The 26,106-nt window shown below is 68.9% G+C and carries 29 protein-coding genes; 14 read left to right on the plus strand and 15 right to left on the minus strand.

Annotation, left to right across the window (positions count from 1 at the left end):
* The first annotated feature begins 48 nt into the window (after window positions 1–48).
* Window positions 49–366 (plus strand): hypothetical protein, encoded by a 318-nt coding sequence (locus QRN67_RS11655; protein WP_285411898.1) that lies wholly within the window; start codon window positions 49–51, stop codon window positions 364–366.
* A gap of 12 nt (window positions 367–378) precedes the next feature.
* Here QRN67_RS11655 and QRN67_RS11660 read toward each other — a convergent pair whose 3' ends face one another.
* From QRN67_RS11660 to QRN67_RS11675, 4 genes are all read right to left on the minus strand, one after another.
* Window positions 379–1,089 carry an SDR family oxidoreductase gene (locus tag QRN67_RS11660; RefSeq protein WP_285411899.1) on the minus strand — a complete coding sequence of 237 codons (711 nt, stop codon included), beginning with the start codon at window positions 1,087–1,089 and terminating at the stop codon, window positions 379–381.
* A 47-nt stretch (window positions 1,090–1,136) separates the two neighbouring features.
* Window positions 1,137–2,558 carry an MATE family efflux transporter gene (locus QRN67_RS11665; RefSeq protein WP_081268024.1) on the minus strand — a complete coding sequence of 474 codons (1,422 nt, stop codon included), beginning with the start codon at window positions 2,556–2,558 and terminating at the stop codon, window positions 1,137–1,139.
* Between the two features lie 23 nt (window positions 2,559–2,581).
* Window positions 2,582–3,895, minus strand: coding sequence for an MFS transporter (locus QRN67_RS11670; protein ID WP_285411900.1), 1,314 nt, complete (start codon window positions 3,893–3,895; stop codon window positions 2,582–2,584).
* A gap of 109 nt (window positions 3,896–4,004) precedes the next feature.
* Complete coding sequence (locus tag QRN67_RS11675) at window positions 4,005–4,460, minus strand: MarR family winged helix-turn-helix transcriptional regulator (RefSeq protein ID WP_081268022.1); 456 nt, start codon at window positions 4,458–4,460, stop codon at window positions 4,005–4,007.
* Window positions 4,461–4,535: 75 nt separating this feature from the next.
* Between QRN67_RS11675 and QRN67_RS11680 the strand changes: the two genes are divergently transcribed.
* From QRN67_RS11680 to QRN67_RS11710, 7 genes are all read left to right on the plus strand, one after another.
* The gene (locus tag QRN67_RS11680; protein ID WP_106935121.1) at window positions 4,536–5,084 is read left to right on the plus strand and encodes a PaaI family thioesterase; all 549 of its coding nucleotides are present in this window, start codon (window positions 4,536–4,538) and stop codon (window positions 5,082–5,084) included.
* Window positions 5,085–5,244: 160 nt separating this feature from the next.
* A complete protein-coding gene (locus QRN67_RS11685) occupies window positions 5,245–6,309 on the plus strand; it encodes a Fe(3+) ABC transporter substrate-binding protein (protein WP_285411901.1) in 1,065 nt (354 codons plus the stop codon).
* A 40-nt stretch (window positions 6,310–6,349) separates the two neighbouring features.
* The gene (locus QRN67_RS11690) at window positions 6,350–8,029 is read left to right on the plus strand and encodes an ABC transporter permease (protein WP_285411902.1); all 1,680 of its coding nucleotides are present in this window, start codon (window positions 6,350–6,352) and stop codon (window positions 8,027–8,029) included.
* Window positions 8,026–8,712 (plus strand): ABC transporter ATP-binding protein, encoded by a 687-nt coding sequence (locus QRN67_RS11695; protein WP_285411903.1) that lies wholly within the window; start codon window positions 8,026–8,028, stop codon window positions 8,710–8,712. The genes QRN67_RS11690 and QRN67_RS11695 overlap by 4 nt, the downstream gene beginning before the upstream one ends.
* Before the next feature lie 101 nt (window positions 8,713–8,813).
* Complete coding sequence (locus QRN67_RS11700; RefSeq protein WP_285411904.1) at window positions 8,814–9,494, plus strand: glutathione S-transferase family protein; 681 nt, start codon at window positions 8,814–8,816, stop codon at window positions 9,492–9,494.
* Window positions 9,495–9,555: 61 nt separating this feature from the next.
* On the plus strand, window positions 9,556–9,969 hold the full coding sequence (gene gloA, locus QRN67_RS11705; RefSeq protein WP_285411905.1) for a lactoylglutathione lyase: 414 nt from the start codon (window positions 9,556–9,558) through the stop codon (window positions 9,967–9,969).
* A 19-nt stretch (window positions 9,970–9,988) separates the two neighbouring features.
* Window positions 9,989–10,546, plus strand: coding sequence for a DUF1697 domain-containing protein (locus QRN67_RS11710; protein ID WP_285411906.1), 558 nt, complete (start codon window positions 9,989–9,991; stop codon window positions 10,544–10,546).
* Here the strand turns inward: QRN67_RS11710 and QRN67_RS11715 are convergent, their stop codons facing one another.
* The 4 genes from QRN67_RS11715 to QRN67_RS11730 all read right to left on the minus strand — a co-directional run bounded on the left by QRN67_RS11715 (window position 10,547) and on the right by QRN67_RS11730 (window position 14,657).
* The gene (locus tag QRN67_RS11715) at window positions 10,547–11,275 is read right to left on the minus strand and encodes a haloacid dehalogenase type II (RefSeq protein WP_285411907.1); all 729 of its coding nucleotides are present in this window, start codon (window positions 11,273–11,275) and stop codon (window positions 10,547–10,549) included.
* A gap of 2 nt (window positions 11,276–11,277) precedes the next feature.
* Complete coding sequence (eda, locus tag QRN67_RS11720) at window positions 11,278–11,913, minus strand: bifunctional 4-hydroxy-2-oxoglutarate aldolase/2-dehydro-3-deoxy-phosphogluconate aldolase (RefSeq protein ID WP_285411908.1); 636 nt, start codon at window positions 11,911–11,913, stop codon at window positions 11,278–11,280.
* A gap of 159 nt (window positions 11,914–12,072) precedes the next feature.
* Window positions 12,073–13,902, minus strand: coding sequence for a phosphogluconate dehydratase (gene edd, locus QRN67_RS11725; RefSeq protein WP_285411909.1), 1,830 nt, complete (start codon window positions 13,900–13,902; stop codon window positions 12,073–12,075).
* 197 nt (window positions 13,903–14,099) lie between these two features.
* On the minus strand, window positions 14,100–14,657 hold the full coding sequence (locus tag QRN67_RS11730; RefSeq protein ID WP_285411910.1) for an OmpA family protein: 558 nt from the start codon (window positions 14,655–14,657) through the stop codon (window positions 14,100–14,102).
* A gap of 135 nt (window positions 14,658–14,792) precedes the next feature.
* On the opposite strand from QRN67_RS11730, the gene QRN67_RS11735 reads away from it, so the two are divergent.
* Together QRN67_RS11735 and QRN67_RS11740 are read left to right on the plus strand one after the other, a co-directional pair.
* Complete coding sequence (locus QRN67_RS11735; RefSeq protein WP_285411911.1) at window positions 14,793–15,488, plus strand: gamma-glutamylcyclotransferase; 696 nt, start codon at window positions 14,793–14,795, stop codon at window positions 15,486–15,488.
* On the plus strand, window positions 15,485–16,021 hold the full coding sequence (locus QRN67_RS11740) for a superoxide dismutase family protein (RefSeq protein WP_081268009.1): 537 nt from the start codon (window positions 15,485–15,487) through the stop codon (window positions 16,019–16,021). The genes QRN67_RS11735 and QRN67_RS11740 overlap by 4 nt, the downstream gene beginning before the upstream one ends.
* Here QRN67_RS11740 and QRN67_RS11745 read toward each other — a convergent pair.
* Complete coding sequence (locus tag QRN67_RS11745; RefSeq protein ID WP_285411912.1) at window positions 16,011–16,589, minus strand: nucleotidyltransferase family protein; 579 nt, start codon at window positions 16,587–16,589, stop codon at window positions 16,011–16,013. The genes QRN67_RS11740 and QRN67_RS11745 overlap by 11 nt on opposite strands.
* Window positions 16,590–16,618: 29 nt before the next feature.
* On the opposite strand from QRN67_RS11745, the gene pdxH reads away from it, so the two are divergent.
* A complete protein-coding gene (gene pdxH / locus QRN67_RS11750) occupies window positions 16,619–17,272 on the plus strand; it encodes a pyridoxamine 5'-phosphate oxidase (protein ID WP_285411913.1) in 654 nt (217 codons plus the stop codon).
* A gap of 21 nt (window positions 17,273–17,293) precedes the next feature.
* On the opposite strand, the gene QRN67_RS11755 is transcribed toward pdxH, so the two are convergent.
* The 6 genes from QRN67_RS11755 to msrA form a co-directional block, all read right to left on the minus strand.
* On the minus strand, window positions 17,294–18,244 hold the full coding sequence (locus tag QRN67_RS11755) for an AEC family transporter (RefSeq protein ID WP_081268007.1): 951 nt from the start codon (window positions 18,242–18,244) through the stop codon (window positions 17,294–17,296).
* Window positions 18,245–18,394: 150 nt separating this feature from the next.
* A complete protein-coding gene (locus QRN67_RS11760) occupies window positions 18,395–20,488 on the minus strand; it encodes a TonB-dependent receptor (protein WP_285411914.1) in 2,094 nt (697 codons plus the stop codon).
* An 82-nt stretch (window positions 20,489–20,570) separates the two neighbouring features.
* Window positions 20,571–20,957, minus strand: coding sequence for a hypothetical protein (locus QRN67_RS11765; protein ID WP_285411915.1), 387 nt, complete (start codon window positions 20,955–20,957; stop codon window positions 20,571–20,573).
* 7 nt (window positions 20,958–20,964) lie between these two features.
* On the minus strand, window positions 20,965–23,139 hold the full coding sequence (locus QRN67_RS11770) for a TonB-dependent receptor (RefSeq protein ID WP_285411916.1): 2,175 nt from the start codon (window positions 23,137–23,139) through the stop codon (window positions 20,965–20,967).
* 80 nt (window positions 23,140–23,219) lie between these two features.
* Entirely contained in the window at window positions 23,220–23,615 is a 396-nt protein-coding gene (locus QRN67_RS11775) for a hypothetical protein (RefSeq protein ID WP_081268004.1), read from the minus strand.
* Window positions 23,616–23,637: 22 nt separating this feature from the next.
* Window positions 23,638–24,189 carry a peptide-methionine (S)-S-oxide reductase MsrA gene (gene msrA / locus QRN67_RS11780; protein WP_081268003.1) on the minus strand — a complete coding sequence of 184 codons (552 nt, stop codon included), beginning with the start codon at window positions 24,187–24,189 and terminating at the stop codon, window positions 23,638–23,640.
* A 102-nt stretch (window positions 24,190–24,291) separates the two neighbouring features.
* On the opposite strand from msrA, the gene QRN67_RS11785 reads away from it, so the two are divergent.
* From QRN67_RS11785 to QRN67_RS11795, 3 genes are all read left to right on the plus strand, one after another.
* The gene (locus QRN67_RS11785; RefSeq protein ID WP_106935136.1) at window positions 24,292–24,969 is read left to right on the plus strand and encodes a TetR/AcrR family transcriptional regulator; all 678 of its coding nucleotides are present in this window, start codon (window positions 24,292–24,294) and stop codon (window positions 24,967–24,969) included.
* A gap of 89 nt (window positions 24,970–25,058) precedes the next feature.
* A complete protein-coding gene (locus QRN67_RS11790) occupies window positions 25,059–25,736 on the plus strand; it encodes a protein-L-isoaspartate O-methyltransferase family protein (protein ID WP_081268001.1) in 678 nt (225 codons plus the stop codon).
* A gap of 13 nt (window positions 25,737–25,749) precedes the next feature.
* Window positions 25,750–26,085 (plus strand): rhodanese-like domain-containing protein, encoded by a 336-nt coding sequence (locus QRN67_RS11795; protein ID WP_081268000.1) that lies wholly within the window; start codon window positions 25,750–25,752, stop codon window positions 26,083–26,085.
* The last annotated feature ends 21 nt before the right edge of the window (window positions 26,086–26,106 follow it).

A 26,106-nucleotide genomic window follows, 5' to 3' on the forward strand; every position in this document is an offset into this window, starting at 1 on the left:
CACTGGGCCGCGAGGATGAGGCTTCGAAAACACAAGTGGGGATCAGAGATGAAAAAGCTTACTTTGGCATTCGGTGCAGCAGCCTTGTTGTCGCTGGCCGCATTCACCGCACCGGCCCAGGCACAGCCCGCCGGCGGCTTCATCCAGGCGCAGGTCTACGTGGTGCCGCCACCGCCGCCGCGCCCGCGCTACTACGCGCCGCCGCCTCCGCCGCGCTACTACCACGCCCCGCGGCACTACCACGGCAATGACCGCTACTACCGCGACCGCCGCTGGGACGACCGCCGCCATGGTCGCCGCGACAACGACGGCGACGGCGTGCCCAACCGGTACGACCGCCGGCCGAACAACCCGTATCGCTACTGAGGCCCCGAGCCCTTATCGGGCAGGCGCCGCCGCATAGGGCGGCGCATGGCTCGACAGGCCCTGCTTGAGCTGCCGGGAGACCGCGTCGGCCAGCACCTCGGCCTTGCCCGCCTCCACGCCCTCCAGGGCCTGCCGCGCGACGTCGTCGGGCGAGGCCTTGGCACCGGGCACGTGCGCGGCCATGTCGGTGTCCATGAAGGCCACGTGCAGGCTCGTGACCTGCGTGCCCTGCCCCGCCAGTTCGTTGCGCAGGCCGTTGCTCAGCGACCATGCGGCCGACTTGGTGGCGCTGTAGGTCGCCACGCTCGGGAAGGTGGTCCAGCTCAGGGCCGACAGCACGTTGACCACGGCACCGCCGCCGTTGGCCGCGAGCACCGGCGCGAAGGCCTGAGTCATCGCCCAGGGACCGAAGAAATTCGTTTCGAATTCCGCGCGCGCCGCAGCCATCGCATCGGGCGAACCCAGCAGGCTGGAGCCGCGCGAAATACCCGCGTTGTTGACCAGCAGCGATACATCGCCGCAGGCGCGCACGGCCGCCTCGATCTGCGCGGGCTGCGTCACGTCGAGCGCCACAGGCGTCACGCCGGGCAGCGTGACGGAGCTGGCGTCGCGCGCAGCGCCGTAGACCTTGCGCGCGCCCGCGGCCAGCGCCGCCTTCGCGAAAGCGAGGCCGAGGCCGCGATTGGCGCCAGTGATGAAGACGACCGAGTCCTTGATCTGCATGATGTGCCTTTGTGTCGAGAATCGTCAGAAGAAATTGCGGCTTCGCTTCAAGCCTGCGCCACGCGGCGCAGCAAGCCGCTGGTGGTGCGCGGCCAGCCCACCCGGCCGAACCACGCACCGCCCGCGATGGCCGACGCGATCACGATGCCGTAGACCACCAGCGCAACGCCTTGCGCCGCGAACACGCCCGTGAGCCCGCCGCCCCAGCGCAGCGCCAGCCACCCGCCCGTGCCTGCCACCGCGAGCCGCGCGATGTTGCCGAGCACCGGCCACAGCAGCCGGCCGGCGCCCTGCGATGCGAAATACAGCACCAGGCCGACGCCGAAGAAGCCGTAGAGCGGCCCCACCACGCGCAGGTAGTGCGCGCCGGTCTCGAGCATTGCAGGGTCATTGCCGAACAGCAGCAGCCACGGGCGCGGGAACAGCGCCGCCGCGAGGCCGATGGTCTCGGTCAACGCAAAGGCCAGCGCCGCGCCGGCCCAGGTGGCGCGCAACGCGCGTTCGCGCTGGCCCGCCCCCATGCAGGTGCCGACCATCGCGACCAGCGGTGCGCCGAGGCCGAACACCAGCGGCACCAGCAGGTACTCGAGCCGCGAGGCCGTGCCGTAGCCGGCCAGCGCGCCCGAGCCGAAATGCCCGGTGAGCGCGGTCGCGATGCCGATGGAAAGATTGGTGGCCACGGTGGACACCGCACCCACCAGCCCGATGCGCAGGATGTCGCGGAACAGCGGCCAGCGCAGCTTGAGCGCGGCCAGCGTGGGCCGCAGCAGGCTGCGCGGCGAACGCAGGTAGACGATGAGCGCGATGGAGCCCAGCAGGTAATAAAGCAGCAGCGCCATCGCGCCGCCGGCGATGCCCATGCCGGGCAGCGGGCCGATGCCGAAGATCAGCAGCGGCGACGCCGGAATCAGGAAGACCACGCCCACCACCGTCACGTTGGCCGGCACCGACATGTTGCCCGTGCCGCGGATGATGGCCGACAGCGAGTTGAACAGCCACACCAGCACCGCGCCCGAGAACACCCAGTGCGAGTAAGTGAGCGCGGCTTCGAGCGCCGGCCCCGTGCCGCCCATGATTCCGTAGAGCCAGCGCCCGCCCAGTATCAGCGCGAGCGTGAAGCACAGGCCGAAGCCCAGCGCGATGACGATGGCGTGCCACACCAGCGCATCGGCATCGGCGCGGCGGCGCGCGCCGAGCGCACGGGCGATGGACGAGGCGATGCCGCCGCCCATCGCGCCGCTGGAGGTCATCTGCATCAGCATGACGATGGGGAACACGAGCGCCATGCCCGCGAGCGCGTCGGTGCCGAGCTTGCCGACGAAGTAGGTTTCGATCAGGCCGACGGAGGCCTGCGCCACCATCACCAGCACGTTGGGCGCGGCCAGGCGCAGCAGCGTGGGAACGATGGGCGCCTCGAGCAGGCGGCGGGTGCGCGGGTCGAGTTCGGCGGTGTTGCCGGGAGCGGTCATGGCGGGGCCTCGATGGGTTCGGGTCAGACGCGTGCCGCAGCGGGCGTCACGGGTGTGCCGGCCTTGGCGGCCGGGCGGCGGATCATCATCACGATCAACGCGGCCACCAGGCAGGCCGCGCCGGCTGCGTACAGCGCGGGCGTGTAGGTCAGCAGCAGCGTGCGTGCGAAGCCGGCGCCGTAGGCGGCCGTGGCGGCGCCCAGCTGGTGCGCGGCAAAGACCCAGCCGAACACCAGCCCCACCTTGGCGGGACCGAAGGCGGCGCCCGCGAGCTTGACGGTCGGCGGCACGGTGGCGATCCAGTCGAGGCCGTAGAACATCGCGAAGATGCCCAGGCCGTAGATGGTGAACTCCGAATGCGGCAGCCAGAACAGCGAGAGCCCGCGCAGGCCGTAGTACCAGAACAGCAGCTTGCGGTTGTCGTAGCGGTCCGACAGCCAGCCCGAGAGGATGGTGCCGACGAAGTCGAAGGCGCCCATCATCGCCAGCACCGACGCGGCGGGCACGGCGCCCATGCCGTTGTCGCCGCACAGCGAGATGAAGTGCGTCTGCACCAGGCCGTTGGTGCTCAGGCCGCAGATGAAGAAGGTGCCCGCCAGGATCCAGAAAGTGCGGTTGGTCGAGACTTCCTTCAGCACGCGGAACGGCGTGGCGAAGTTCATGGCGGGCGCGGCGGCGGCGGGCGCGGCCGGCTGCGTGCCGGGCTTTTCACCGTAGGGCAGCAGGCCGATGTCGGACGGACGGTTGCGCATCAGGCACAGCGCGAGCAGGCCGATGAGGATGCTGCCGATCACGATCGGCACGATGGCCGAGCGCCAGCCCCAGTGCTCGATCATCCAGGCCGCGAAAGGCAGGAACGCCAGCTGCCCCGTGGCCGAGCTGGCCGTGAGCATGCCGATGACGAGGCCGCGCCGCGCCACGAACCAGCGGTTGGCCACCACCGCGCCGAGCACCAGCGCGGTCATGCCGGTGCCCAGGCCCAGCATCAGGCTCCACAGCACGAACAGCTGCCACAGCTGCGAAGCCATGGTGACGAGCGCCATCCCCAGGCCGACCAGCGCGAGGCCGGTGCAGATGACCGCGCGCAGGCCGTAGCGCTCCATGAGCACCGCAGCGAACGGGCCCATCAGGCCGAACAGCGCGAAGCGCAGCGCGAGCGCCGACGAGATCTGCTCGGTGCTCCAGCCGAATTCCTGGCCGAGCGGCTTGAGCATGGCCCCCGGCAGGCCCAGCGCGGCCGACATGGTCAGCATGGTCAGGAAGGTGATGGCGGCGACGATCCAGCCGTAGTGGATGCCGCGGCGCTGCAGCCATGCGGAAACTTGGGTTGCGAACATGGGACCTCGGATGTTGGAATGCGATGTGGAGGACGAAGAAAAAAACGGGGGCAGCGCGCGGCCATGCGCGTGATGTGAATGCGTGGGGAAAAAGCGGTGGGTGGGGGAATCAGTCGTCGACGTCGGGTGCGTCGTCGGCGCCCAGCAGTTCCATCGACTCGTCGATCAGCAGGTGCAGCGCCAGCACGCGCTCCACGCCCAGCAGCGCATTGAGCTTCTGCTGCGCGGTCTTCCAGTGGCCCAGCGCCTCGCGCCGCTTGGCTTCGCCCTCGGGCGTGACCTGCACCAGCCGGCTGCGCGCATCGGCACCGGCGGTCTGCGCCACGAACCCCGCGGCGATCAGCGGCTGCAGGTTGCGGCTGAGCGTGGAGGCGGTCATCTTGAGTTCGGCAGCCAGGTCGACCGGCCGGCAGGGGCCGATGCGGGCCAGGTTCGACAGCAGCGAGTACTGCGTAGTCTTGAGGCCGCTTTGCGAAACCTCGGCGTCGTAGTGCTGCGAGAGGCGGCGCGACAGCTGGCGCACCTTGAAGCTGGTGCAGCCGCGGGGCTTGGTGGGGGTGTCCATGGGATATTATTGTATGTGCAACTATTGCATATGCAATCAACACCGCTCCGCAAAGCCCCCAGAAGGAACACAGGCATGACACAGAACCCCAACCAGCTCGAAGGCTGGATCGCCGAAGAACGCCGCATCACCGAGCGCCTGGACGCCGGCCCCGGCCCCGGCCTCGCCCGCCCCGAGCAGATCGCGGGCAAGACCGGCCTCGAAGTGATGCAGGCCATGCTGGCCGGCGAGATTCCGTACGCGGCCATCGCCAAGACGCTGGACTTCACGATCGTGGAAGTGCGCGCCGGCGTGGCCATCTTCCAGGGCACGCCGCTGCCGCAGCACCTGAATCCGCTGGGCACCATCCACGGCGGCTGGGTCGCGACCATGCTCGACTCGGCCCTGGGCTGCTCGGTGCACACCATGATGCCGCCCGGGCGCGGCTACACGACCGCCGAGCTGGGCGTGAACTACGTGAAGGGCCTGACGCCCAAGGTGCAGCGCGTGCGCGCCGAAGGCAAGGTGATCCATTGCGGCAAGCAGCTGGCGACCGCCGAGGCCCGCCTGTACGGCCCCGACGGCACGCTGTATGCGCACGCCACCACCACCTGCCTGGTGTTCGAGATCCCGCCGGCGCGCTGACCCCGACCTGCCCGGAAGCGGAGTAGGCCTTCGACCTGTAAGTCCAAAGGCGTCGGCCTTCGCACGCCCAGTGATAATTATTCTCATCGCCGCCGCTGCCGAGGCAACAGGCGCCGACGTTTCCAGAATATTTCACAGCCGCTTCCCGGAGGAATTCTTCATGTTCACCGAACGCAAAAGCGTCCGAGGCCGCGCCGCGCGCGCACTGTCCAGCGCCAGCGCCGCCTGGCTGGCCGTTGCCGCCCTGCCCGCGCAAGCCGCGACCGACGAACTCACGCTCTACACGACGCGCGAGCCGGCGCTGATCCAGCCGCTCATCTCGGCCTTCAGTGCGCAGAGCAACATCAAGGTCAACACCGTGTTCGTGAAGGACGGCCTGCTGGAGCGCGTGAAGGCCGAAGGCGCGCGCTCGCCGGCCGACGTGCTGATGACGGTGGACATCGGCAACCTCATGGACCTGGTGGACGGCGGCGTGACGCAGCCTGTGAAGTCGGCCGCGCTCGAATCGGCCATTCCCGCCAACCTGCGCGGCGCGGACGGACAGTGGTTCTCGCTCTCGATGCGCGCGCGCGTGCTGTACGCCGACAAGAGCCTGCCGATCAAGAGCTTCCGCTACGAAGACCTGGCCGACCCGAAGTACAAGGGCAAGGTCTGCATCCGCGCCGGCCAGCACCCGTACAACACCGCGCTGGTCGCCTCGCTGATTGCGCACGACGGCGAAGCCAAGGCCGAGCAGTGGCTGCGCGGCGTCAAGGCCAACCTGGCGCGCAAGGCCACCGGCGGCGACCGCGACGTGGCGCGCGACATCCTGGGCGGCATCTGCGACGTCGGCCTGGCCAACTCCTACTACGTCGGCCAGATGAAGAGCGCCAAGGAAGGCACCGACGCGCGCAAGTGGGGCGACGCCATCAAGGTCATCCGCCCGACCTTCGCCAACGCCAGGAGCGGCGGCACGCACGTCAACATCAGCGGCGCGGCCGTGGCCAAGAATGCGCCGCAGCGCGCCAACGCGGTCAAGCTGCTTGAGTTCCTGGTGTCGGAGCCGGCCCAGGCGCTTTACGCGCAGGCCAACTACGAATACCCGGTGCGCAAGGGCGTGGCGCTCGACCCGATCATCGGCCAGACCATCGGCGAGCTGAAGGTCGATCCGCTGCCGCTGACCGAGATCGCCAGGTACCGCAAGCAGGCCAGCGCGCTGGTCGACAAGGTCGGCTTCGACCAGTGACTTCGACGGAGCCGGGCACACCTTGCCGGCAATTGACTGAATGAGCTTCCTGCGGCGCCGGCCGCCGGGCCTGCACGCCGCGGGCCCGGCCTGGCGCTGCGCGTCTTTCCTGATCGCCATCGGCGTGCTCGCCCCGGTGGTCTCGCTCGCGTGGATCGCGTTCGGCTCGGGCGTCGGGCATTGGGGGCCGTTGCTCGCGCACGTGCTGCCGCAGGCGGCGCTCAACACGGCATTGCTGCTGGCCGGCGTCGGCACGCTGGTGCTGCTGATCGGCACCGGATGCGCATGGCTGGTCACGGCGCACGACTTTCCCGGGCGCGGTGTGCTGCACTGGGCGCTGCTGCTGCCGCTGGCGATGCCGACCTACATCGTCGCCTTCGCCTACCTCGACCTGCTGCATCCCATCGGCCCGGTGCAGGGCGCCATTCGATGGATGCTGGGCTTCGACAGCCCGCGCCAGTTCCGCCTGCCGGACGTGCGCTCGATGCCCGGCGCGATCTTCGTGCTGGGCTTCGTTCTGTACCCCTACGTCTACATGACGGCGCGCGCGATGTTCATGACGCAGCCGGCCCACCTGATGGAAGCCGCGCGCATGCTCGGCGAGAATCGGCGCGGCGCGTTCTTCCGCGTGGCGCTGCCGCTCGCACGGCCGGCGCTGGCCGTGGGCCTGAGCCTGGCACTGCTCGAGACGCTCAACGACATCGGCGCCTCGGAGTTCCTCGGCGTCAACACGCTCACCGTGGCGGTCTACACCACGTGGATCACGCGCTCCGACCTCGCAGGCGCCGCGCAGATCGCATGCGCCATGCTGTTCATGGTGGTGGCGCTGGTCTGGCTCGAACGCAACGGCCGCCGGCGCCAGCGCTTCGGCTCTGCGCAGCGCATGCGCGCCGTGCAGCCACGCCGTCTGCGCGGGGCCGCGGCATGGGCTGCGACCGCCGCCGCCGCGCTGCCGGTGCTGATCGGCTTCGTGGCCCCGGCGCTGTACCTCGTCTGGGAAAGCGCCAAGCGGTTGCGCCAGGGCGGCGGTATCTCGCAGGGGCTGCTCGCGAGCCTGGGCAACACGCTGGCGCTGGCGGCGGGCGTCACCGTGACGGCCGTGGCCGCGGGGCTGGTGGTCGCATGGACCGCGCGCACGCAGGGCTCCGGCATCAACCGTGCGCGCTGGCAGGCGCGCGTCGCCACGCTGGGCTATGCGGTGCCGGGAACGGTGCTCGCCATCGGGCTGCTGACGCCCGCGCTGACGCTCGACGCGGCGCTGGCCACCGCCTTCGGCTGGCAGGGCCTGCCGCTGATGGCCGCTGGCGTGGTGCTGGTGGTGGCCTGCACGATCCGCTTCCTGGCGATGCCGGTGGGCGGCATCGAGGCGGGTCTATCGCGTATTCCTCCGGCCATCGAGCAGGCCTCGCGGCTGCTCGGCGAAACCACCGGTGGCACGCTGCGCCGCGTGCACCTGCCGCTGCTGCGCCCCGCGCTGGCGGCCGGCGCGCTGCTGGTGTTCGTCGATGCGATGAAGGAACTGCCCGCCACGCTGCTGCTGCGGCCAGCCAATTTCGACACCCTCGCCACCTGGCTCTACGCCGAGGCCGCGCGCGGCACCTACGAGGAAGGCGCGATTGCCGCGCTCGGCATCGTGCTGGCCGGCCTTCTGCCGGTGGTGCTGCTGGCGCGCAACCAACTGGGTACGCCCGCTGCCACTTCCAGTCCGGATACCCCATGAGTTCTTCGCTGCACCTCGATTCGCTCAGCCTCGCCTACGACACGCCGCGCGGCCCGCACACGGTGGTCGACGGCTTCTCGCTCGCGCTGGACGCGGGCGAAATCGCCTGCCTGTTCGGCCCCTCGGGCTGCGGCAAGACCACGGTGCTGCGCGCGATTGCGGGCTTCGAGCCGGTGCGCGCCGGCACCATCCGGCTGGGCAGCGTGCTGCTGTCGTCCAGCCAGGTTCACCTGCCGCCGGAGCAGCGCCGCGTGGGCATGATGTTCCAGGAGTACGCGCTGTTCCCGCACCTGTCGGCTGCGAAGAACGTGGCCTTCGGGTTGCGCCGCATGCCTCGCGCCGCGCAACATGAGCGCGTGGCCGAAATGCTGGGGCTGGTCGGCCTGGCAGATGCCGCGGAGCGCTATCCGCACGAGCTTTCCGGCGGCCAGCAGCAACGCATCGCGCTGGCCCGCGCGCTCGCGCCCTCGCCCGCCCTGCTCCTGCTTGACGAACCTTTCTCCAACCTCGACGGCGGCACGCGCGAACGCCTGACGGCACAGGTGCGCGGCATCCTGAAACAGGCGGGCCAGACGGCGATCCTGGTCACGCACAACGAGGCCGAGGCGCAGACCATGGCCGACCGCATCGGCGTGATGCACGGCGGGCGCATCACGCACTGGCAAGGCACCGCGGTGGCTTAGCACAAGGGCGTCTTTTCTCGAATGGGCTTTTCGGGAAAAGGTTGTTCGGCCCCGCAAGAATCGCGGCGAGCCGAAACACCTCTTCGAGAACGGAAAGCCCCATGTCCCCGACACTCACCCTCGTCAGCCACCTGCTGTGCCCGTACGTCCAGCGCGCCGCCATCGCGCTGCATGAAAAAGGCGTGCCCTTCGAGCGCGTCGTGATCGATCTCGCGAACAAGCCCCGGTGGTTTCTCGACATCTCGCCGCTGGGCAAGGTGCCGCTGCTGAAGGTGCGCCGGCCCGACGGCTCCGAGGCCGTGCTGTTCGAGAGCAACGTGATCTGCGAGTACCTCGAAGAAACGCAGCCCGGCGCGCGCCTGCACCCCGAAGACCCGCTTACACGCGCCGAGCATCGCGCGTGGATGGAGTTCGGATCGGCCATCCTCGCCGACCTCTGGGGCTACGAGACCACTCAGGACGCCGCCGTGTTCGAGCAGAAGCGCCTTGCACTCGCAGCGAAGTTCGAACGCTTGGAAGCCACGCTCGGCGACGGCCCCTATTTCGCGGGCAGCAGCTTCAGCCTGGTCGACGCGGTGTTCGCGCCGGTATTCCGCTACTTCGAGGTGTTCGACGCGATCAGCGACTCGCGCGTGTTCGACGGCAAGCCCAGGCTCAACGCATGGCGGCAGGCACTCGCGGCCCGCCCCAGCGTGCGCGATGCGGTGGTGCCCGAGTATCCGCAGCACCTCATGGCCTTCCTGCGCAAGCACCAGGCCCACCTGCTGACCCTGGCGGCTTGATCGCCGCGCGCGGAAGCCGACAATAGCGGCCTCCCCTTTCATAACTACAAGGCACCACGAGATGCGAGTTCTTCACACCATGCTGCGCGTCGGCAACCTCCAGCGCTCCATCGACTTCTACACCAAGGTGCTCGGCATGAACCTGCTGCGCACGTCGGAAAACCCCGAATACAAATACAGCCTCGCCTTCATCGGCTACGGCAAGGGCAACCCCGACCAGGCAGAGATCGAGCTGACCTACAACTGGGGCACCGAGAGCTACGAACTCGGCACCGCCTACGGCCACATCGCGCTCGGCGTGCCCGACGCCTACGCGGCCTGCGAAAAGATCAAGGCGGCGGGCGGCAACGTCACGCGCGAAGCCGGCCCCGTCAAGGGCGGCACCACCGTCATCGCCTTCGTGACGGACCCCGACGGCTACAAGATCGAGCTGATCCAGCGCGACGAAGGCGCAGCCGGCGGCGGCCTGCGCTGAATCCGGGCGGGGCTGCGCCATGCCAGGCACGAAGAAGGCCACAGGCACGATCCGCCATGTCGCGCTGCTGCGCGGCGTGAACGTCAACGGCATCACGATCAAGAGCGCCGAACTGAAGGCGCTGTTCGTCGAACTCGGCTTCGGCGCGGTGCGCACCGTGCTCGCCAGCGGCAATGTGCTGTTCGACACCGACGAAAGCGATGCCGCCGCATTGCGCACCCGCATCGAGCAGGCCCTGCGCAAGCGCTTCGGCTACGACGCATGGATCGTGCTGCTCACGCAGAAGACCATGGCAGCCATGGCCGCGGACTACCCCTTCGTACGCATCGACGACGAGCGGCATCCGTATCTGGTGTTCGGCTCCGACGCCGCCATGCTCGACGAGATCGTCGAGAAGGCCGGCACCGTCGATGCCAAGGTCGAGCGCCTGAAGCGCGGCAAGGGCGTGCTTTATTGGGAATGCCCGCGCGGCGAAAGCACCGACACGCCAGTCGCCAAGCTGCTGGCGAAGACCCGCTACAAGTCGAGCACCACCGCGCGCAACCTGCGCACGGTCGAGAAGCTGCTCACGGACTGATCAGCAGCCCAGCAGGTCGGCCAGCTCGTTGATGTCGCGCGCATGCAGATGGTTGTCCGGTTGCGGCGACACGTCCTTCGGCCTGGCGCGGCCGAATTCATGCGGGCGCTCGATGTACGCCGTCTTCAGGCCGCAGGTGCGCGCGGCGGCCAGGTCGTCGTGGTGCGCCGCGGCCAGCATCACCTGGCCCGGCGTGGCGTCGAACACGCCCGCCACGCCCAGGTAGGTGCGCGGGTCGGGCTTGTAGGCCTTGAACACCTCGGCCGACAGCACGCAGTCCCAGGGCAGGCCGGCGCGCTTGGCCATTTCGGTGAGCAGGCCGATGTTGCCGTTCGACAGGGTGCAGATGGTGAATTTCTTCTTCAGGCGCGTGAGTCCGGCCACCGAGTCGGGCCAGGCCGGCAGCCGGTGCCAGGCGCGGCTCAGTTCGCGCTTGGCGGCGGTGTCGAGGCGGTCGGCCAGGCTGAAGTCGTGCAGCACCTGTTCGAGCATGCTCAGGTGCAGCTCGTCGAGCAGGGTAAAGCCGCCCTCGCCCGCGGCGATGCGCTCCATCACGGCCTTCATCGCGGGCTGGTAGCCAGCGCGCCACGCCAGCGCGAACGCGGCGCCATCGACACCCGGCAGCGCGCTTTCGGCCTCGGCCGCAATGCCGCTGTGCCAGTCGACCACCGTGCCGAAGACGTCGAACGCGATGACCTTGAGGTCGCTCGCGTCGAACCCGGCGCGCATGGTCAGCGCGGCAGCTGGCTCGCGGCGCGTGCCAGCTGCTCGATGCGGGCCCAGTCGCCGTCGCGGATGGCGTCGGTCGGCACGATCCACGAACCGCCCACGCAGGCCACGTTCGACAGCGCGAGGAACTCCGCCGCGTTGCCCGCGTGGATGCCGCCCGTGGGGCAGAAGGTGACGTCGCCGAACGGGCCTTGCCACGCCTTGAGCATCGGCAGGCCGCCCGCCTGCAGCGCAGGGAAGAACTTCAGCTGGGTGTAGCCGTCTTCCTGCGCGGTCATGATCTCGCTGCCGGTGGCCACGCCAGGCAGGAGCGGCAGGCCGAGGTCGTGGCAGGCCTTGCCGACGGAGCGCGTGTAGCCCGGGCTCACGCCGAACTTTGCCCCGGCCAGCGCCGACGCCTGTGCATCGGCCGCGCTGCGGATGGTGCCCGCGCCGGCCACGGCCTCGGGCACTTCCTTGGCGATGGCCTCGATGCACTGCAGCGCCTGCGGCGTGCGCAGCGTGACCTCGAGCATGCGGATGCCGCCGGCCACCAGGGCGCGCGCGAGCGGAATCGCGTCTTTCACGTCGTTCAGCACGATGACCGGAATGACGGGTGCGTCACGCATCACGTCGAGAGGGGTGAGTTTTTCTGTCATCTCATGGCTCCATAGATTTCGTACAGCCCGCAGCCTGGAACTGCGCAGGGCTCGATTCCAGAAACACCGCGGAACCGGCTTTGCCGGGCCGCTGGTGTTGCCCCCGGTAGGGGGAAGGCGAAGCGACACGAAGTGCGCGCAGCCTGGGGGCGAGCCTGATCACAGCCATGAGCAGGCTCCTTCTTCTGCAGTCAATGCGTTTCTGCGCATGCCGGCGAACAGCTCGCGACCTAGGCCGCGTCCGTCGGCGTTGCGCTGTGCTTCGGGCAGCGTCGCGATTTCGCGCGCGGCCCATTCGTCTTCGGGCAGCAACACGGCGAGCGTACCCGCCAGCGAGTCCAGCCGGATCACGTCGCCGTCGCGCACCTTGGCGAGCGGGCCGCCGGCGGCCGCTTCGGGTGACACATGGATGGCGGCCGGAATCTTGCCCGACGCGCCACTCATGCGGCCGTCGGTGACCAGCGCCACGCGGAATCCCTTGCCCTGCAGCACCGACAGCGGCGGCGTGAGCTTGTGCAGCTCGGGCATGCCGTTGGCCTGCGGGCCCTGCCAGCGCACCACGCAGACCACGTCGCGCTCCAGCTCGCCGGCGGTGAAGGCCTTGTGCAGCGCCGCCTGCGAGTCGAACACCCGCGCGGGTGCCTCGATGACATGGCGGTCGTCCGGCACCGACGACACCTTGATGACGCTGCGGCCCAGGTTGCCGCTCAGCAGCTTCAGGCCGCCGGTGGCGCTGAAAGGGCTGCTCACCGGCCGCGCGACGGCGTCGTTCTTCGATGGTGCGGCGGAGGTCCAGCGCAGCTGCTCGCCGTCAAGCTCGGGGACGTTGGCGAATTCGCGGATGCCGCCGGCGCGCACGGTGAGCACGTCGCCGTGCATCAGGCCGGCGTCCACCAGTTCGCCGATCACGAAGCCGGGGCCGCCGGCCGCCTGGAATTCGTTCACGTCGGCGCTGCCGTTGGGGTACACGCGGGTCAGCAGCGGAATGATGTCGGAGAGCCTGGAGAAGTCGTCCCAGTCGATCACGATGCCGGCCGCGCGCGCCACGGCCACCCAGTGGATCAGGTGGTTGGTGGAGCCGCCCGTGGCCAGCAGCGCGACCATGGCATTGACGATGCAACGCTCGTCGACCATCTCGCCGATGGGCGGGCACTGGAAGGCGGCGTCGCCGGCCTTGCCCAGCACCGTGCGCACAGCCTCGCGCGTGAGCGTTTCGCGCATCGCGTCGCCGGGCTGGATGAAGGCCGTGCCGGGCACGTGCAGGCCCATGGCCTCGAGCAGCATCTGGTTGCTGTTGGCGGTGCCGTAGAAGGTGCAGGTGCCCTGCGTGTGATAGGCCGCCATCTCGGCGTCGAGCAGCCCCTGGCGGCCGACGAGCCCCTGTGCCGCCTGCTCACGCACCTTCGACTTGGCGCCGTTCGACAGGCCGGAGGGCATGGGACCGGCGGGCACGAACACGGTCGGCAGGTGGCCGAAGTGCAAGGCGCCGATCAAGAGGCCCGGCACGATCTTGTCGCACACGCCGAGCATCAGCGCGGCGTCGAACATGTCGTGCGTGAGCGCGATGGCGGTGCCCATGGCGATCACGTCGCGGCTGAACAGGCTCAGCTCCATGCCGGGCGTGCCCTGCGTGACGCCGTCGCACATGGCCGGCACGCCGCCGGCCACCTGGGCGGTGGCACCGAGGCGGCGGGCCTCCTGCTTGATGATGTCGGGGTAGCCCTGGTACGGCGCGTGGGCCGAGAGCATGTCGTTGTAGGCGGTGACGATGCCGATGTTGGGTGCGCGTTCGGCCACCACGCGGAATTTGTCGTTGGCCGGGATGCCGGCCACGGCGTGCGCCACGTTGGCGCAGCCCATGCGGTCGGAGCCGCGGTCTCGGTTGCGGATCTCGGCCAGCTGGGCAAGGTAGGCGCTGCGCGGCCCATGGCTGCGCTCGCGGATGCGATCGGTGACGTCGCGGACGGTGGGGTGTGTGCTGCTGCTCATGGGGATAGTGGCTCTTGCTGCGTGTCGCCGGGGCGACTGTGGGCCTGGAGGCCCATGGTACCAAGCCGGGCGCCGCGGGCTGATGAAATCAGGACGCCGGGCGATACGAATTTACTCAGCCATGCCCCACGAGGCGGCGCGCATGAAAAAAGCCCGGCGGACCGGGCTATTTTTGGCTTGCGAGGGTGGCAAGGCGGTCAGTCGACCAGCTTGACCTCGACGCGGCGCGCTTCCGCGTTGTTGCCGGTACCGGCGGTGACTTCGGGCTTGTGCAGGTCGACCTTGGCGGCCGGAACGCCCAGGCCCACGAGCACGTCGCGCACCATTTCGGCCCGCTTCCTGGCGAGCTGTTCGTTGATGGCAGCGTCGCCGGTGGTGTCGTGGAAGCCGGAGATCACCGCCTTGCGGCCGCTTTCCACACCCTTGATGACCGCGGCCAGCGCCTCTGCGGCGCCGGGCGCCAGGTCGGCGCTGCCGGTTGCGAAGTAGAAGTTCACCACACCGTTGACCACGCGGATGCTGGCGCCGTCGGGGATCGTGACCGTCACCGTCTCGGTCACTTCGGCCAGCTTGGGCTCCGCGCCGGGCGCGGGCGCCGAGATCACCACCGCCGGCGGCCTGGCGGCGGCCAGCGCGGCGGCCGGGCTGTGCGACTTGTGCCAGAGCACGATGCCGATCACGAAGAAGATCACGAGAGCGATCAACGCCATAAGGAAGCCGAGGATGAAATTTTGCTGGCTGTCGTCGTCGCTCATTGCGGGTCTTGCTCCGTAGGAAAGGGGACGGTAAATAATGGTGCGGTGAACCATGATCACGAAATTGTAGGCTCCGGCCCCGGCACGCCCGTGTCGGACCCGGCGCCAAATCCCGGTCCGCCGGGACTCGACCCCATGCCCAAGCCCCTGCGCGACCCGCAACCGATGCTCGAACGCGCCATCGCCGACTGGGGCGGGCATGAGGATCTGTGGCTGTTCGGCTACGGCTCGCTGATCTGGCGGCCCGAGTTCGACTTCATCGAGCGGCGCCCGGCCTGGGTGCGCGGCTGGCACCGGGCGCTGAAGATGTGGAGCCGGGTCAACCGCGGCAGCGTGCAGGTGCCTGGCCTCGTGTTCGGCCTGCTCTCGGGCGGCAGCGTGCGGGGCATGGTGTTCCGGGTACCGAAGGCCGAAGGGCTCGAGACCCTGCGACGGCTCTGGCTGCGAGAAATGCCGACCGGCGTGTACGACCCCAAGTGGCTGCGCTGCGGCACGGCCGAAGGCCCGGTGCGGGCGCTGGCGTTCACGCTGTCGCGGCGCAGCCCCAACTTCACGGGCGAACTCAGCGACGACCACTACCGCCACATCTTCGCCAACGCGGTGGGCCGCTACGGCACTTCGCTCGACTACGCCCGGCAGACGCTGGCGGAACTGCGCCGCCACGCCATCCACGACGCGGCGCTGGCCCGGCTTGTGGCGCTGGCCTCGGCGCAAGAGCAGCAAGAGCAGTCCGCCTCCGATTGCGGAGCGCCGCAGCCTCCGGTATACGTTCCGGGGTCTGCAGACAAACCCTCCCACCCCTCTTCCGGACCGTCCAAGGAAAACACATGAACCATCGTCGTCTCTCCGCCATCGCCGCCGCCCTGGCCGCCAGCGCCGTACTCGCAGCCTGCGGCAGCATGGGCGGCAAGCCCAGCACGGTCGTGGAGCTGGTGCCGACCGGCGCGATCACGCCCAACCCGACCCGCGGCACGGTGACCTTCACCGCGCTGGATCACGGCGTGCGCGTGTCGGGCGAGGTGCGCGGCCTGGTGCCGGGCAGTGAGCACGGCTTCCACATCCACGAAAAGGGCGACTGCGGCAACAACGGCGATGCCTCCGGCGGCCACTTCAACCCCACAGGCGCCACGCACGGCAAGTTCGCCGCGCCGGGCAGCCATGCTGGCGAACTGCCGAGCCTGGTGGCCGACGCCGGCGGCGTGGCGCGCTTCAGCGTGGAAGACCACTCGATCTCGCTGACCGACGGCACCCCCAACAACGTGATCGGCCGCGCGCTCGTCGTTCACCGCGACCGCGACGACTTCACGACCCAGCCTTCGGGCAATTCCGGTCCGCGCATCGCCTGCGCGGTGATCACGCGCTGAGCCTGCCCGGCCCGGCGAGCCAGAGCGCCTCGGCGTGCGCCAGGGCCTTTGGCGTGTCGATGTCGGTCACCACGCCGATGTCGTCCACCGGCAGGTCGAGCACCGAATCCGCCGCGCGCATCGCGCGCAGAACGGACGATGCGCCAAGAGGCCCTTCCAGCGCCGCGAGCTGCGCATGGCAGGCGGCCCCGAAGCCGACCGGGTGGCCGCGCTCTCCGCGGTATTGCGGCTGCACCGCCCCCACGCCGTTGCCCAGCGCGGCCGCCACCGCTTGCAGTGTTTCAGCCCGCACCAGCGGCAGGTCGCCAGGCAGGATCAGCCAGCCGGCGGCATCGGGCGTGGCCCGCACCGCCGCCGCAATCGAATCGCCCATGCCGGGGTGCCCGGCATCTTCCAGGTGCCACGGCAGTCCGCTGGCACGCACCGCGTCCAGCGTGTGGGCCAGCACCGGCTTGCCGGCCAGCGGCGCCTGAAGCTTGGAGCCCGTGCCGCCGGCCGCGATGAAGCGTTCGCCACGGCCCGAGGCCAGCACGATCACCACCGGGGAATTCGCCTTCTTGGTCGTCATGGGCGGAGTATGTGCGCAACAATCCCGTCATGACTTCCCCTCTTTCCAATGACGCGCTGGCCGCGCTGCGCAAGAGCTACGAGCGCGCCGAGCTCGGCGAGGCCCACAGCGAAGGCGATCCGCTGAAGCAATTCGAACGCTGGCTCACCGAGGCCATCGACGCGCAGGTGCCCGAGCCCAATGCCATGACGCTGTGCACCGTGGGCAGCGACCTGCGGCCGTCGAGCCGCATCGTGCTCATCAAGGGCTGCGACGCGCGCGGCATCGTCTGGTACACCAACTACGAGAGCCGCAAGGGCCGCGAGCTGTCGGGCAACCCGTATGCGTCGCTGCAGTTCCATTGGGTCGAGCTGGAGCGCGTGGTGCGCATCGAGGGCCGCGTCGAGAAGGCCGGCGCCGACGAGAGCGACGCCTACTTCGCCAGCCGCCCGCTCGATTCGCGCATCGGCGCCTGGGCCAGCCCGCAGAGCGAGGTGATCAGCGGACGCGACGTGCTGGTGAAGAACGCGGCCCTGTTCGCCGCCAGGCACCTGCTCTCTCCGCCGCGCCCGCCGCATTGGGGCGGCTACCGGCTGGTCCCTGATCGCTGGGAGTTCTGGCAGGGCCGCAAGAGCCGGTTGCACGACCGGCTGCGCTACCGGCTCGAAGGCACGGACTGGGTGCGCGAGCGTCTCGCGCCCTGAGCCGCATCGCCAGGCCTTGCTTCAGGGCAGCCACTGCACCCAGACCATCACCAGCGTCAGCGTGCCGAGGGCCAGCACCGTCGACACCGCGACGCTGGCCGTCACCAGGTCTTCGGCGGTGCGATAGCGCTGCGAGAACAGGAACACGTTGGCGCCGATCGGCAGCGCCGCGGCCACCACCATCACCGTGAGCGGAATGCCGCGCACACCCAGCGCCCAGCCGATCGCGGCCACCAGTAGCGGGTGCAGCAGGTTCTTCACCAGCGCCTGCGTCAGCGCGCCGCGCCAGTGCCGCCCGATGGGCGTGAGCGCGAGCGTGATGCCCACCATCACCAGCGCCACCGGTCCGAAGGCCTGCCCCAGCAGTTGGATCGGCTTGTCGATGACCTCGGGCATCACGAGTCCGGTCTGCGCGAACAGCAGCCCGGCCAGGATCGGCAGCGGCACCGGGTGGATGATGGCGTTGCGCAGCGCGCGCAGCACGGTGCGCGCCATCGAATGTTTCTGCGCGCCGCCGTCGGCTGCGTGCTCGCGCGCCACCGCCAGCTCCAGCACCACCGTGGCGCTGGTCAGCAGCACCAGCGAGTGCAGCGAAATGAGGGTGAGCAAAACCACCATGCCGTCCTCGCCGTAGGCCAGGCCGATCAGCGCGATGCCGATCATCACGGTGTTGCTGTAGGTGTTGGCGAGCGCTATCACGGCCGCCGTGCGATTGAAGCCGCGCAGCGCCATCGTGCCCGCGAACAGCAGGCCCGAGGCGATGAAGTACGCCGCCACCGGCTTGAGGCTCAGCTGCTCGACGTGCACCGTGCTCATGGCACGGAACAGCAGCGCGGGTGCGAGCAGCAGGAAGATGAGGTTCGACAGGTCCTTCACCGCATTGCCGCCGATCCAGCGACGCCTTCCGGCAAGGTAGCCCGCGGCGATGAGCAGGACGACGGGAAGAAGCGAGGAGATGACGAACGAATTCACCCGGCGAGGATAGCCGAGGGTTTTTGCTCCTTCCCCTCCCGGGGGGAAGGCTGGGATGGGGGCAGGCGGCGCATCAAAGGCCACTGACATTGGATACGCCGTGAGCCCCCACCCCTGCCCTCCCCCAGAGGGGGAGCGAGCAAGGCAGGGTCAGAACGTCACGCGCAGCCCGACCTTCAGCGTCCGCCCCGGCAGCGGGGCATTCGGGTACACCGTGGTCGTGAGGATCGATGTCGGGCTGTAGGCCAGCTTGTTGGTGATGTTGTCCACGCGCGCATACCAGGTGAGGTTCGCGCGCTGCACCTTCATGCGGTACGTGATGGCCGCATTCCACAGCGTGTACGCATCGGTCTCGCGCGCGCCCACGCTGGGCACCCGGTGCTGCGCGGCGTTGTAGTCGAAGCCCAGTCGCGCGGTCCACGGGCCGTTGCCGTAGGCCAGCGTGGCGCCCAGGCGCAGCGGCGCGATGCGCGGCAGCGGCTCGCCGGTGTCGAGGTTCTTCGCGCGCACGATGTCGCCGCGCCACTCCAGGTCGAGCGTGCCGGCGTCGGCCATGCGCGCGAAGCCGTCGGCGCCCAGCAGTCGCAGGTTGCCGTTGGCCTCGATGCCGGTGAAGCGCGCGCGCACGCCGCCGTACAGGTATTCGGCGAGCGTGTCGGGCGTGCCGGGCTCGGCCACGTTGCCTTCGGAGTCCAGCTCGCGGCCCGAGGCTGTCAGGCCGATGTAGTTGCGAAAGCGCGTGACATAGGCGTTCACGCGGGCCGTGTTGGGGCCGTCTTTCCACTGCGCGCCAAGGTCGAAGCCGGTCGACTTTTCCTTCTTGAGCGTCGGGTCGCCCACTTCCCATGCAGCCGTGGCCACGTGCGGGCCGTTGGCCAGCAGCTCGTAGTCCTTGGGCGCGCGCTCGGTGTAGGCGATGTTCGAGGTCAGCTGCCACTGCGGCGCGAGGTTGACCAGGGCACCGAATGCGGCACTGTGCGGATTGAAGGTGCGCTCGCCGACGGCGAAGCGCGTCACGCTCGGGTCTTCCGGGTAGCCGAGCGAACGCACGCGGACCCGCTCGGTGCGCGCGCCGAAGCTCAGGCGGCCCCACGAGGTGCCGTATTCCTCGTGCAGGAACAGCGCGGTCGAACGCGTGCGGCTGTGCGGCGCGAAGGCTTCCTCGCCGTCGGCTGCGAAGCGGTTGGTCTCGCTGCTGAAGCCAACCAGGCCCTCGAAGTTGCCGATCTTGCGGTGGCGCGCCTCCAGGCGCAGGTCGTTGCTCACGTTGGAGAACGCGGTGCCCGGCTCGCGGCCCTCGAACTCGGTGTGGCGGTAGTTGGTATGGCTCAGCTTGGCGTGGATGCTGCTGATGAAGCCGCCCGGGCGCCACTCGCCTTCCAGCGCCTGTCGGTCGGATTTCATGCCGATGGTCACGTCGTCCTCGGCCACGGTGCCGTAGGTGCTGCGGTAGGTGCTGACCGACGCGCCGACCCAGCCCTGGTCGAAGAACACCGTGCCGCCGAACGCGCCGCCGTGCGCCTGGTTGGCGGAGTTGCAGATCCTGCGCGCCATCCACGGCGAGCCCGGCTTGCTGCACTCCAGGGTGATGGGCACCGACACGTCTTTCGAGTCGCGGTTGAAGGCATCGACGTGCACCGCGATGCGGTCGTTGCCGCCCTCGAGCAGCACGCCGCCGCTCTTTTCCTTGTTGCCGGTGGCATAGCCCAGGTCGGCACGGCCGCCGAAGCCGTTGATGGGCTCGGACGGAATGCGGTTGTCGATCACGTTGACCACGCCGCCGACGGCGCTGCCGCCGTACTGCAGCGCCGAAGGGCCGCGCAGCACCTCGATGCGCTCGGTGACCAGCGCATCGACCGGCACCGCGTGGTCGTAGCTCAGCGCAGAGGCGTCGGGCGCGCCGCCGCCGTTCTGCAGGATGCGGATGCGGTCGCCGTCCTGCCCGCGGATGCTGGGCCGGCTCGCGTTGGGGCCGAAGTAGCTGCTGCTCACGCCCGGCAGGTTGTTCAGCGTTTCGCCGAGGGTCGATTCGGAGCGCAGCAGCAGCTTGTCGCCCGACAGCGAAGTCGTCGGCGCGATGAGGTCGCTGGCGCCGAGCGGATTGCCGGTGACGGTCATTTCGCGAAGGCTCGCGTCATCGGCGGTGGAAGGCGCAGGCGCGGTCTGCGCGTTGGCCGCACCCGCCAGCGCGGCGAGCAAAAGAACGGCAGCGCCGATGGCGTTGCGACGGAAATTGGGGATCATGAAAAACACTCGTTGAAATCAAGGGGCGACCGGCAGCCACCCGCGCAAGGCGGGTGGAGGCAGCGTCGGAACACGTGGGAAATCAGCGAGCGAGTGGTGGACCGCGTGCGTCGAACAGCACGATCCAGCGGGCGATGGCTTCGCCCTGCAGATAGGCGAAGGTGGCCGACGGCAGCACCATCGGCAACACCACCAGCGGCACGCCGGGCATGCTGAAGCCATGCGAGAGACGGTCGTACAGCCGGCACTCGGCATCGGTCTTGTCGCCGAACAGCGCATGGATCCAGCCATGCCGCTGCGCCGGCTCGTGCCTTGCCGAGGGCTCGGCCGCGACGGTCGCAGCCGCCACGGTCCACGCGCGGTCGCCCGGCACGTGCAGCGTGGCATGCACGAGGCCGAGCGTAGCCGTCACCCACACTGCGAAGAGCAGCATGAGTGCGACGGTGCGCGACAGCCTCGGGTTCATCATGCGCGTATCAGAAGTGCGTGGTCATGCTCACGTACAGGCTGCGCCGCGTGCCGTACTGCGGCGCACCCACGCCCACGCCGGTGCCGTCGCGCAGCAGGTAGCTCTTGTCGAACAGGTTCAGGATGGCGATGCGCCCGACGATGTCGCCGCCTGACGGCTCCTTCCAGGTGTGCGAGTAGGCGGCGTTGACCACGGCGTAGTGCGGCAGCGCCGCGCTGTTGGGCGCGCCGCCGTCGGGCGTGCGGCGCAGGCCGCTGCCGAAGATCAGGTCGCCGCTGACCTGGTTGTCGCCGAAGCGGTAGGCCGCGCCGCCCGACAGCGTGTAGGTCTGGTCGTGGTCCAGGTACACGTAGTGGTTGGCGATGTAGCTCAGCTCGTCGGCGCCGAACAGCGACTGGCTCGACACGATGTTCTTGCCCATCGCCTTCTGGTAGGCGAAGTTGGCGTAGGCCGACCAGTGGTCGTCGTTGTAGCGCGCCGACAGCTCCAGCCCGCGCGCAAAGCCCTTGGCGTAGTTGAACGGCGACAGGATCAGCGCCTGGCCGAACTGGCCTTCGTCGAGCAGGTTGGAAATGTTCTTGTAGTACACGTCGGCCGACAGCGACAGGTTGTCGTTCACCTTGTGGTCCAGGCCCAGGTCGAAGTAGTGGGTGCGCTCGGCCTTCACCGGGTCGGAATTGGCGATTTCAGGCTGGTTGGTGGTGCCGGCGTAGAGGTTGATGCTCTGCTGCGAAGCCAGCTCCTGCGGCGGCGGCGTGAAGTAGCGCGCGTAGCCCGCGTGCAGCGCCGTGTCGTCCGAGAGCTTGTAGGCCAGGTTCAGCCGCGGGCTCCACTGGTGCTCCTTGGTGAACGCGTCGACGCTGTCGTAGCGCAGGCCGTAGTTGAAGGTCAGCCGGGGGTCGATGCGCCATTCGTCCTGCACATACAGGCTGGCGAGCTGGCCGACCTTGCCGGAGTTGTCGTTGATGAGCACCGGCGTGTTGCCGGCCTGCGCGCCGCTGTCGTCGACCGGGAACACGTTCACAGCATTGATGCTGCGCGTGCTCTGGCGCGTGTAGGCGCCGCCGAAGCGCAGCGTGTGGGCGTCGTTCAGCTTGTACGACGCATCGGCCTGCAGGCCGGTCGACGAGTTGGAACGCAGGGTGTCCGACGCCACGCCGTTGTAGATCAGGTCGCCCACGGCGTCGGGCAGGTAGTGCAGGTTCGAGTACTGGTGGAAGGCCGAGATCTGGAAATCCAGCGCGCCCACGGTCTTCTGGTAGGACAGCGCGACGAAGCGCGTGGCCTCGGTCTGGCGCTCGCGCACGTCGGAAGACGGCAGGCCGTTGTAGCCCGTGCCCAGGTCGCTGTAGCCGGCCAGCGAGAAGGCCGGCGTCTGGTTCGGGTTGGTCGGGATCTGGAACTTGCCGTTGTAGGTGCCGAACATCAGCCCGAGGCGGGTGTCGGCGTCGAGGTAGTAGCTCAGGTTGCCGAAGGTCTTGCCCTGCCGCGTGCGGTCGTTCTGCGCGTTGAGCGTGGGCTGCGGGTTCTCGATGCCGTTGGTGTTGGACACCAGGCTGCCCGACAGGTAGTAGCTCAGGTTGCCGGTGGTGCCGTAGACGGAGCCGCTTTCCTCCAGCGTGTTGTGGCTGCCGAAGGTGAAGCCGAGCGAGCCGCCGGGCTTGCCGAAGCCCTGCTTCGTCTGGATGTCGACCACGCCGGCGGTGCGCAGGCCGTACTGCGCCGGCAAGGCACCGGTCAGGAAGTTGACCGAGTCGATGTAGCGCGTGTCCAGCGACTGGCCGAAGCCCGAGATGCCCTCGGGCAACTGCACGCCGTTGACGCGGTACTGCACGTTGCCGTGGTCGTCGCGCACGTGCAGCGAGCCGGAGGCCTTGGAGTCCTTGGCCACGCCGGGCAGGGTGAGCAGCACGTCGTCCAGCGGCGTGGCGTCGCCCTTGCCGAGCGCGTCGATGGCCGCGCGGTCGATGCGATAGACGGTCGCGCCGACCTCGGGCGAGAGCTCCATGCGCGCCTTCTTGAGGCGCTCGGACTGGATCTCCACGGTGGACAGCGTGCCCTCGGCGCTGCTGGGCGCAACCGTGGTCGTGGTGGTGGTGCTCGCGTCCTGGGCGAAGGCCGACCAGGACAGCAGGGAAAGAACTGCAATGCCAACGGCACTGCGACGGAAATTGGGAATCATGAATGGGCACTCGTTGAATCGATGAACGATCCGCAGCCGCCCGCTCAAGGCGGACAGCTACGACCGGAACACGGGGGGATTCAGCGAGTGGAAGGCGGACCGCGCGCGTCGAACAGCGCGATCCAGCGGGCGATGGCCTCGCCCTGCAGGTAGGCGAAGGTGGCCGAGGGCAGCAGTATCGGCAGCACCACCAGCGGCACGCTGGGCGCCGTGGAGCCGTGCTCCAGCTGGTCGTACAGCCGGCACTCGGCATCGGTGTGCTCGCCGAACAGGCTGCCCAGCCCATGGGCCGCATGCTTGTGCACGCCGCTCTGCGATGCCTGCTGCACCTGCACCGCCGCCGCGGCCTGCGAGAGGCCCGGCACGTGCAGCGACCGGTGCATGACCCCGAGCGTGCCCGCAATCCACAACGCGAACGCCAGCGCGACGATCAACGCGCGCGACGAACGGGAGGGCGACTGGCGGGCGATGTGCACGGGTCGGGGGCCGATCAGGCGATCAGGCCTTCAGGCGCGAGGCGAAAGTCTTCTGGAACTTCTCGACCTTCGGGCCCACGACGAACGCGCAGTAGCCCTGGTTCGGGTTGTTCAGGAAGTAGTCCTGGTGGTAGGCCTCGGCCGTCGAGTAGTTGTCGAGCTTCGCCACTTCGGTGACGACCGGCGAACGGTAGGTCTTGCTGGCCTCGATTTCGCGGATGACCTCTTCGGCCACCTGCTTCTGCGCGTCGTCGGTGTAGTAGATGCCGCTGCGGTACTGGGTGCCGACGTCGTTGCCCTGGCGGTTGAGCGTGGTCGGGTCATGCACCACGAAGAAGATCTCGAGGATCTCGCGCAGGCTGATCCGGGCGGGGTCGAATTCGAGCTTCACCACCTCGGCATGGCCGGTGCGCCCGGTGCAGACCTGCTCGTAGGTCGGCTTGACGACCTGGCCGTTGCAATAGCCCGACTCCACGTCGAGCACGCCCTGCACCCGGTCGAACACCGCCTCGGTGCACCAGAAGCAGCCGCCACCGAGCACGATGGTTTCTGTGGGCGACGATGAAGAGGTCATTGCACTGCTCCGGAAGGTTGGAAAAAGACGAACCCGATATTGTCGCGGCTTGACGTGACAGATGCCGCTCACTACATTACTAACCCGCGAGTCATTAAAATCATGCCCACGCCCCGATCCTTTGTCGACAAGATCTGTCCGGTACGCGCCAAGCGCGAGCGCCGGAAGGAAGCGCGCCCCGGCGAATTGCTGGCAGCCGCGCTCGACCTGTTCGTGGAAAAGGGCTTCGCCGCCACCCGCTCAGAAGAAGTGGCGGCAAGGGCCGGTGTTTCCAAGGGCACCCTCTTCCTGTACTTCCCGAGCAAGGAAGAACTGTTCAAGGCCGTGGTCATGGAAAGCCTGGGCGGCCGGTTCAATGAGTGGAACGCCGAATTCGAGGCGTTCGAGGGCACCTCGGCCGAAATGCTGCGCTACTGCATGAACGTGTGGTGGGAACGCGTCGGCATGACCAAGGCCTCGGGCCTGACCAAGCTGATGATGTGCGAGGGCTCCAACTTCCCCGAACTCGCGGAGTTCTACCGCCGCGAGGTGGTGCGCCCCGGCCACGACCTGCTGCGGCGCATCCTGCAGCGCGGCATCGACCGCGGCGAGTTCGCCAAGGTCGACATCGACCACGCGATCTACTCGGTGGTCGCACCCATGGTCTTCCTCATGCTCTGGAAGCATTCGGCCATGGTCTGCGTCGACGGCGCCGCGACGCTCGACCCCGAGAAATACCTCGCGACGCAGGCCGAAACCGTGCTTTACGGCCTCTGTGCGCGCGCCGGAGACAAGGCATGAAGCATCTCGCAAGGCCGACCGGGCCGCGGGTGTCATCGGCGCCACCTAAAATTGAAGGTTTGTCCTGAGCCCACTAGGAAAGCCACGCCATGAACCCCACCCCCACCCTCGAGCGCTTGCGCTTCAACATGATCGAACAGCAGATCCGCCCCTGGGATGTGCTGGAGACCGACATCCTCGAACTGCTGGCTGAAATCCACCGCGAGGACTACGTGCCCGACGAGCACCGCACCCTGTCGTTCTTCGACATGGAACTGCCGCTGCTGGACGGCTCCGTGCCCGGCGAGATCATGCTGTCGCCCAAGGTCGAGGCCCGCACGCTGCAGGACCTGCACATCCAGAAGCACGAATCGGTGCTCGAGATCGGCACCGGCTCCGGCTTCATGGCCGCCCTGCTCGGCGCCCGCGCCGCCCAGGTGCTGTCGCTCGAAATCAACCCCGTGCTGGCCGCCCGCGCCGCCGAGACGCTGCGCCGCAACGGCGTGACCAACGTCGAGGTGCGCCACGCCGACGGCTCCGTTCCCCTGGCCAGCGGCCCGAGCTTCGACGTGATCGTGCTCAGCGGCTCGGTCGCGCGCATTCCGCAGAACCTGCTGGGTTCGCTGAAGGTCGGCGGCCGCCTCTCGGCCATCGTGGGCGACGAACCCATGATGCGCGCCCACTTCGTCACGCGCACCAGCGAAAGCAAGTGGGACACCATCCAGCCCTGGGACACCGTGGCCCCGCGCCTGCTGAACTTCCCTGAGCCCTCGCGCTTCTCGTTCTGAGCGGACGGCAGCCATGATCGACCAAGTCCGCCCCGCCGACCTCGCCGCCTGGTTCGCCCAGGATGCCGACGCCGCCCCGGTTCTGCTCGACGTGCGCGAGCCCTGGGAGCTGCAGACGGCGAGCGTCGCGCCCCAGGGCTTCACCCTGGTCGCGATTCCGATGAACGAGATCCCCGGGCGCCTGGCCGAGCTGGGCGAAGGCAAGCGCATCGCCTGCCTCTGCCACCACGGCGCGCGCAGCCAGCGCGTGGCCGCCTTCCTGAGCCAGAACGGCTTTGCCGACCTGGCCAACGTGGCCGGGGGCATCGACGCCTGGTCCTCGCACGACCCCACGGTCCCGCGCTACTGATTCTTTCTCCAAGGACGTTCA

This window comes from Variovorax sp. efr-133-TYG-130 (genome assembly GCF_030208835.1).
GTDB lineage: Bacteria > Pseudomonadota > Gammaproteobacteria > Burkholderiales > Burkholderiaceae_C > Variovorax.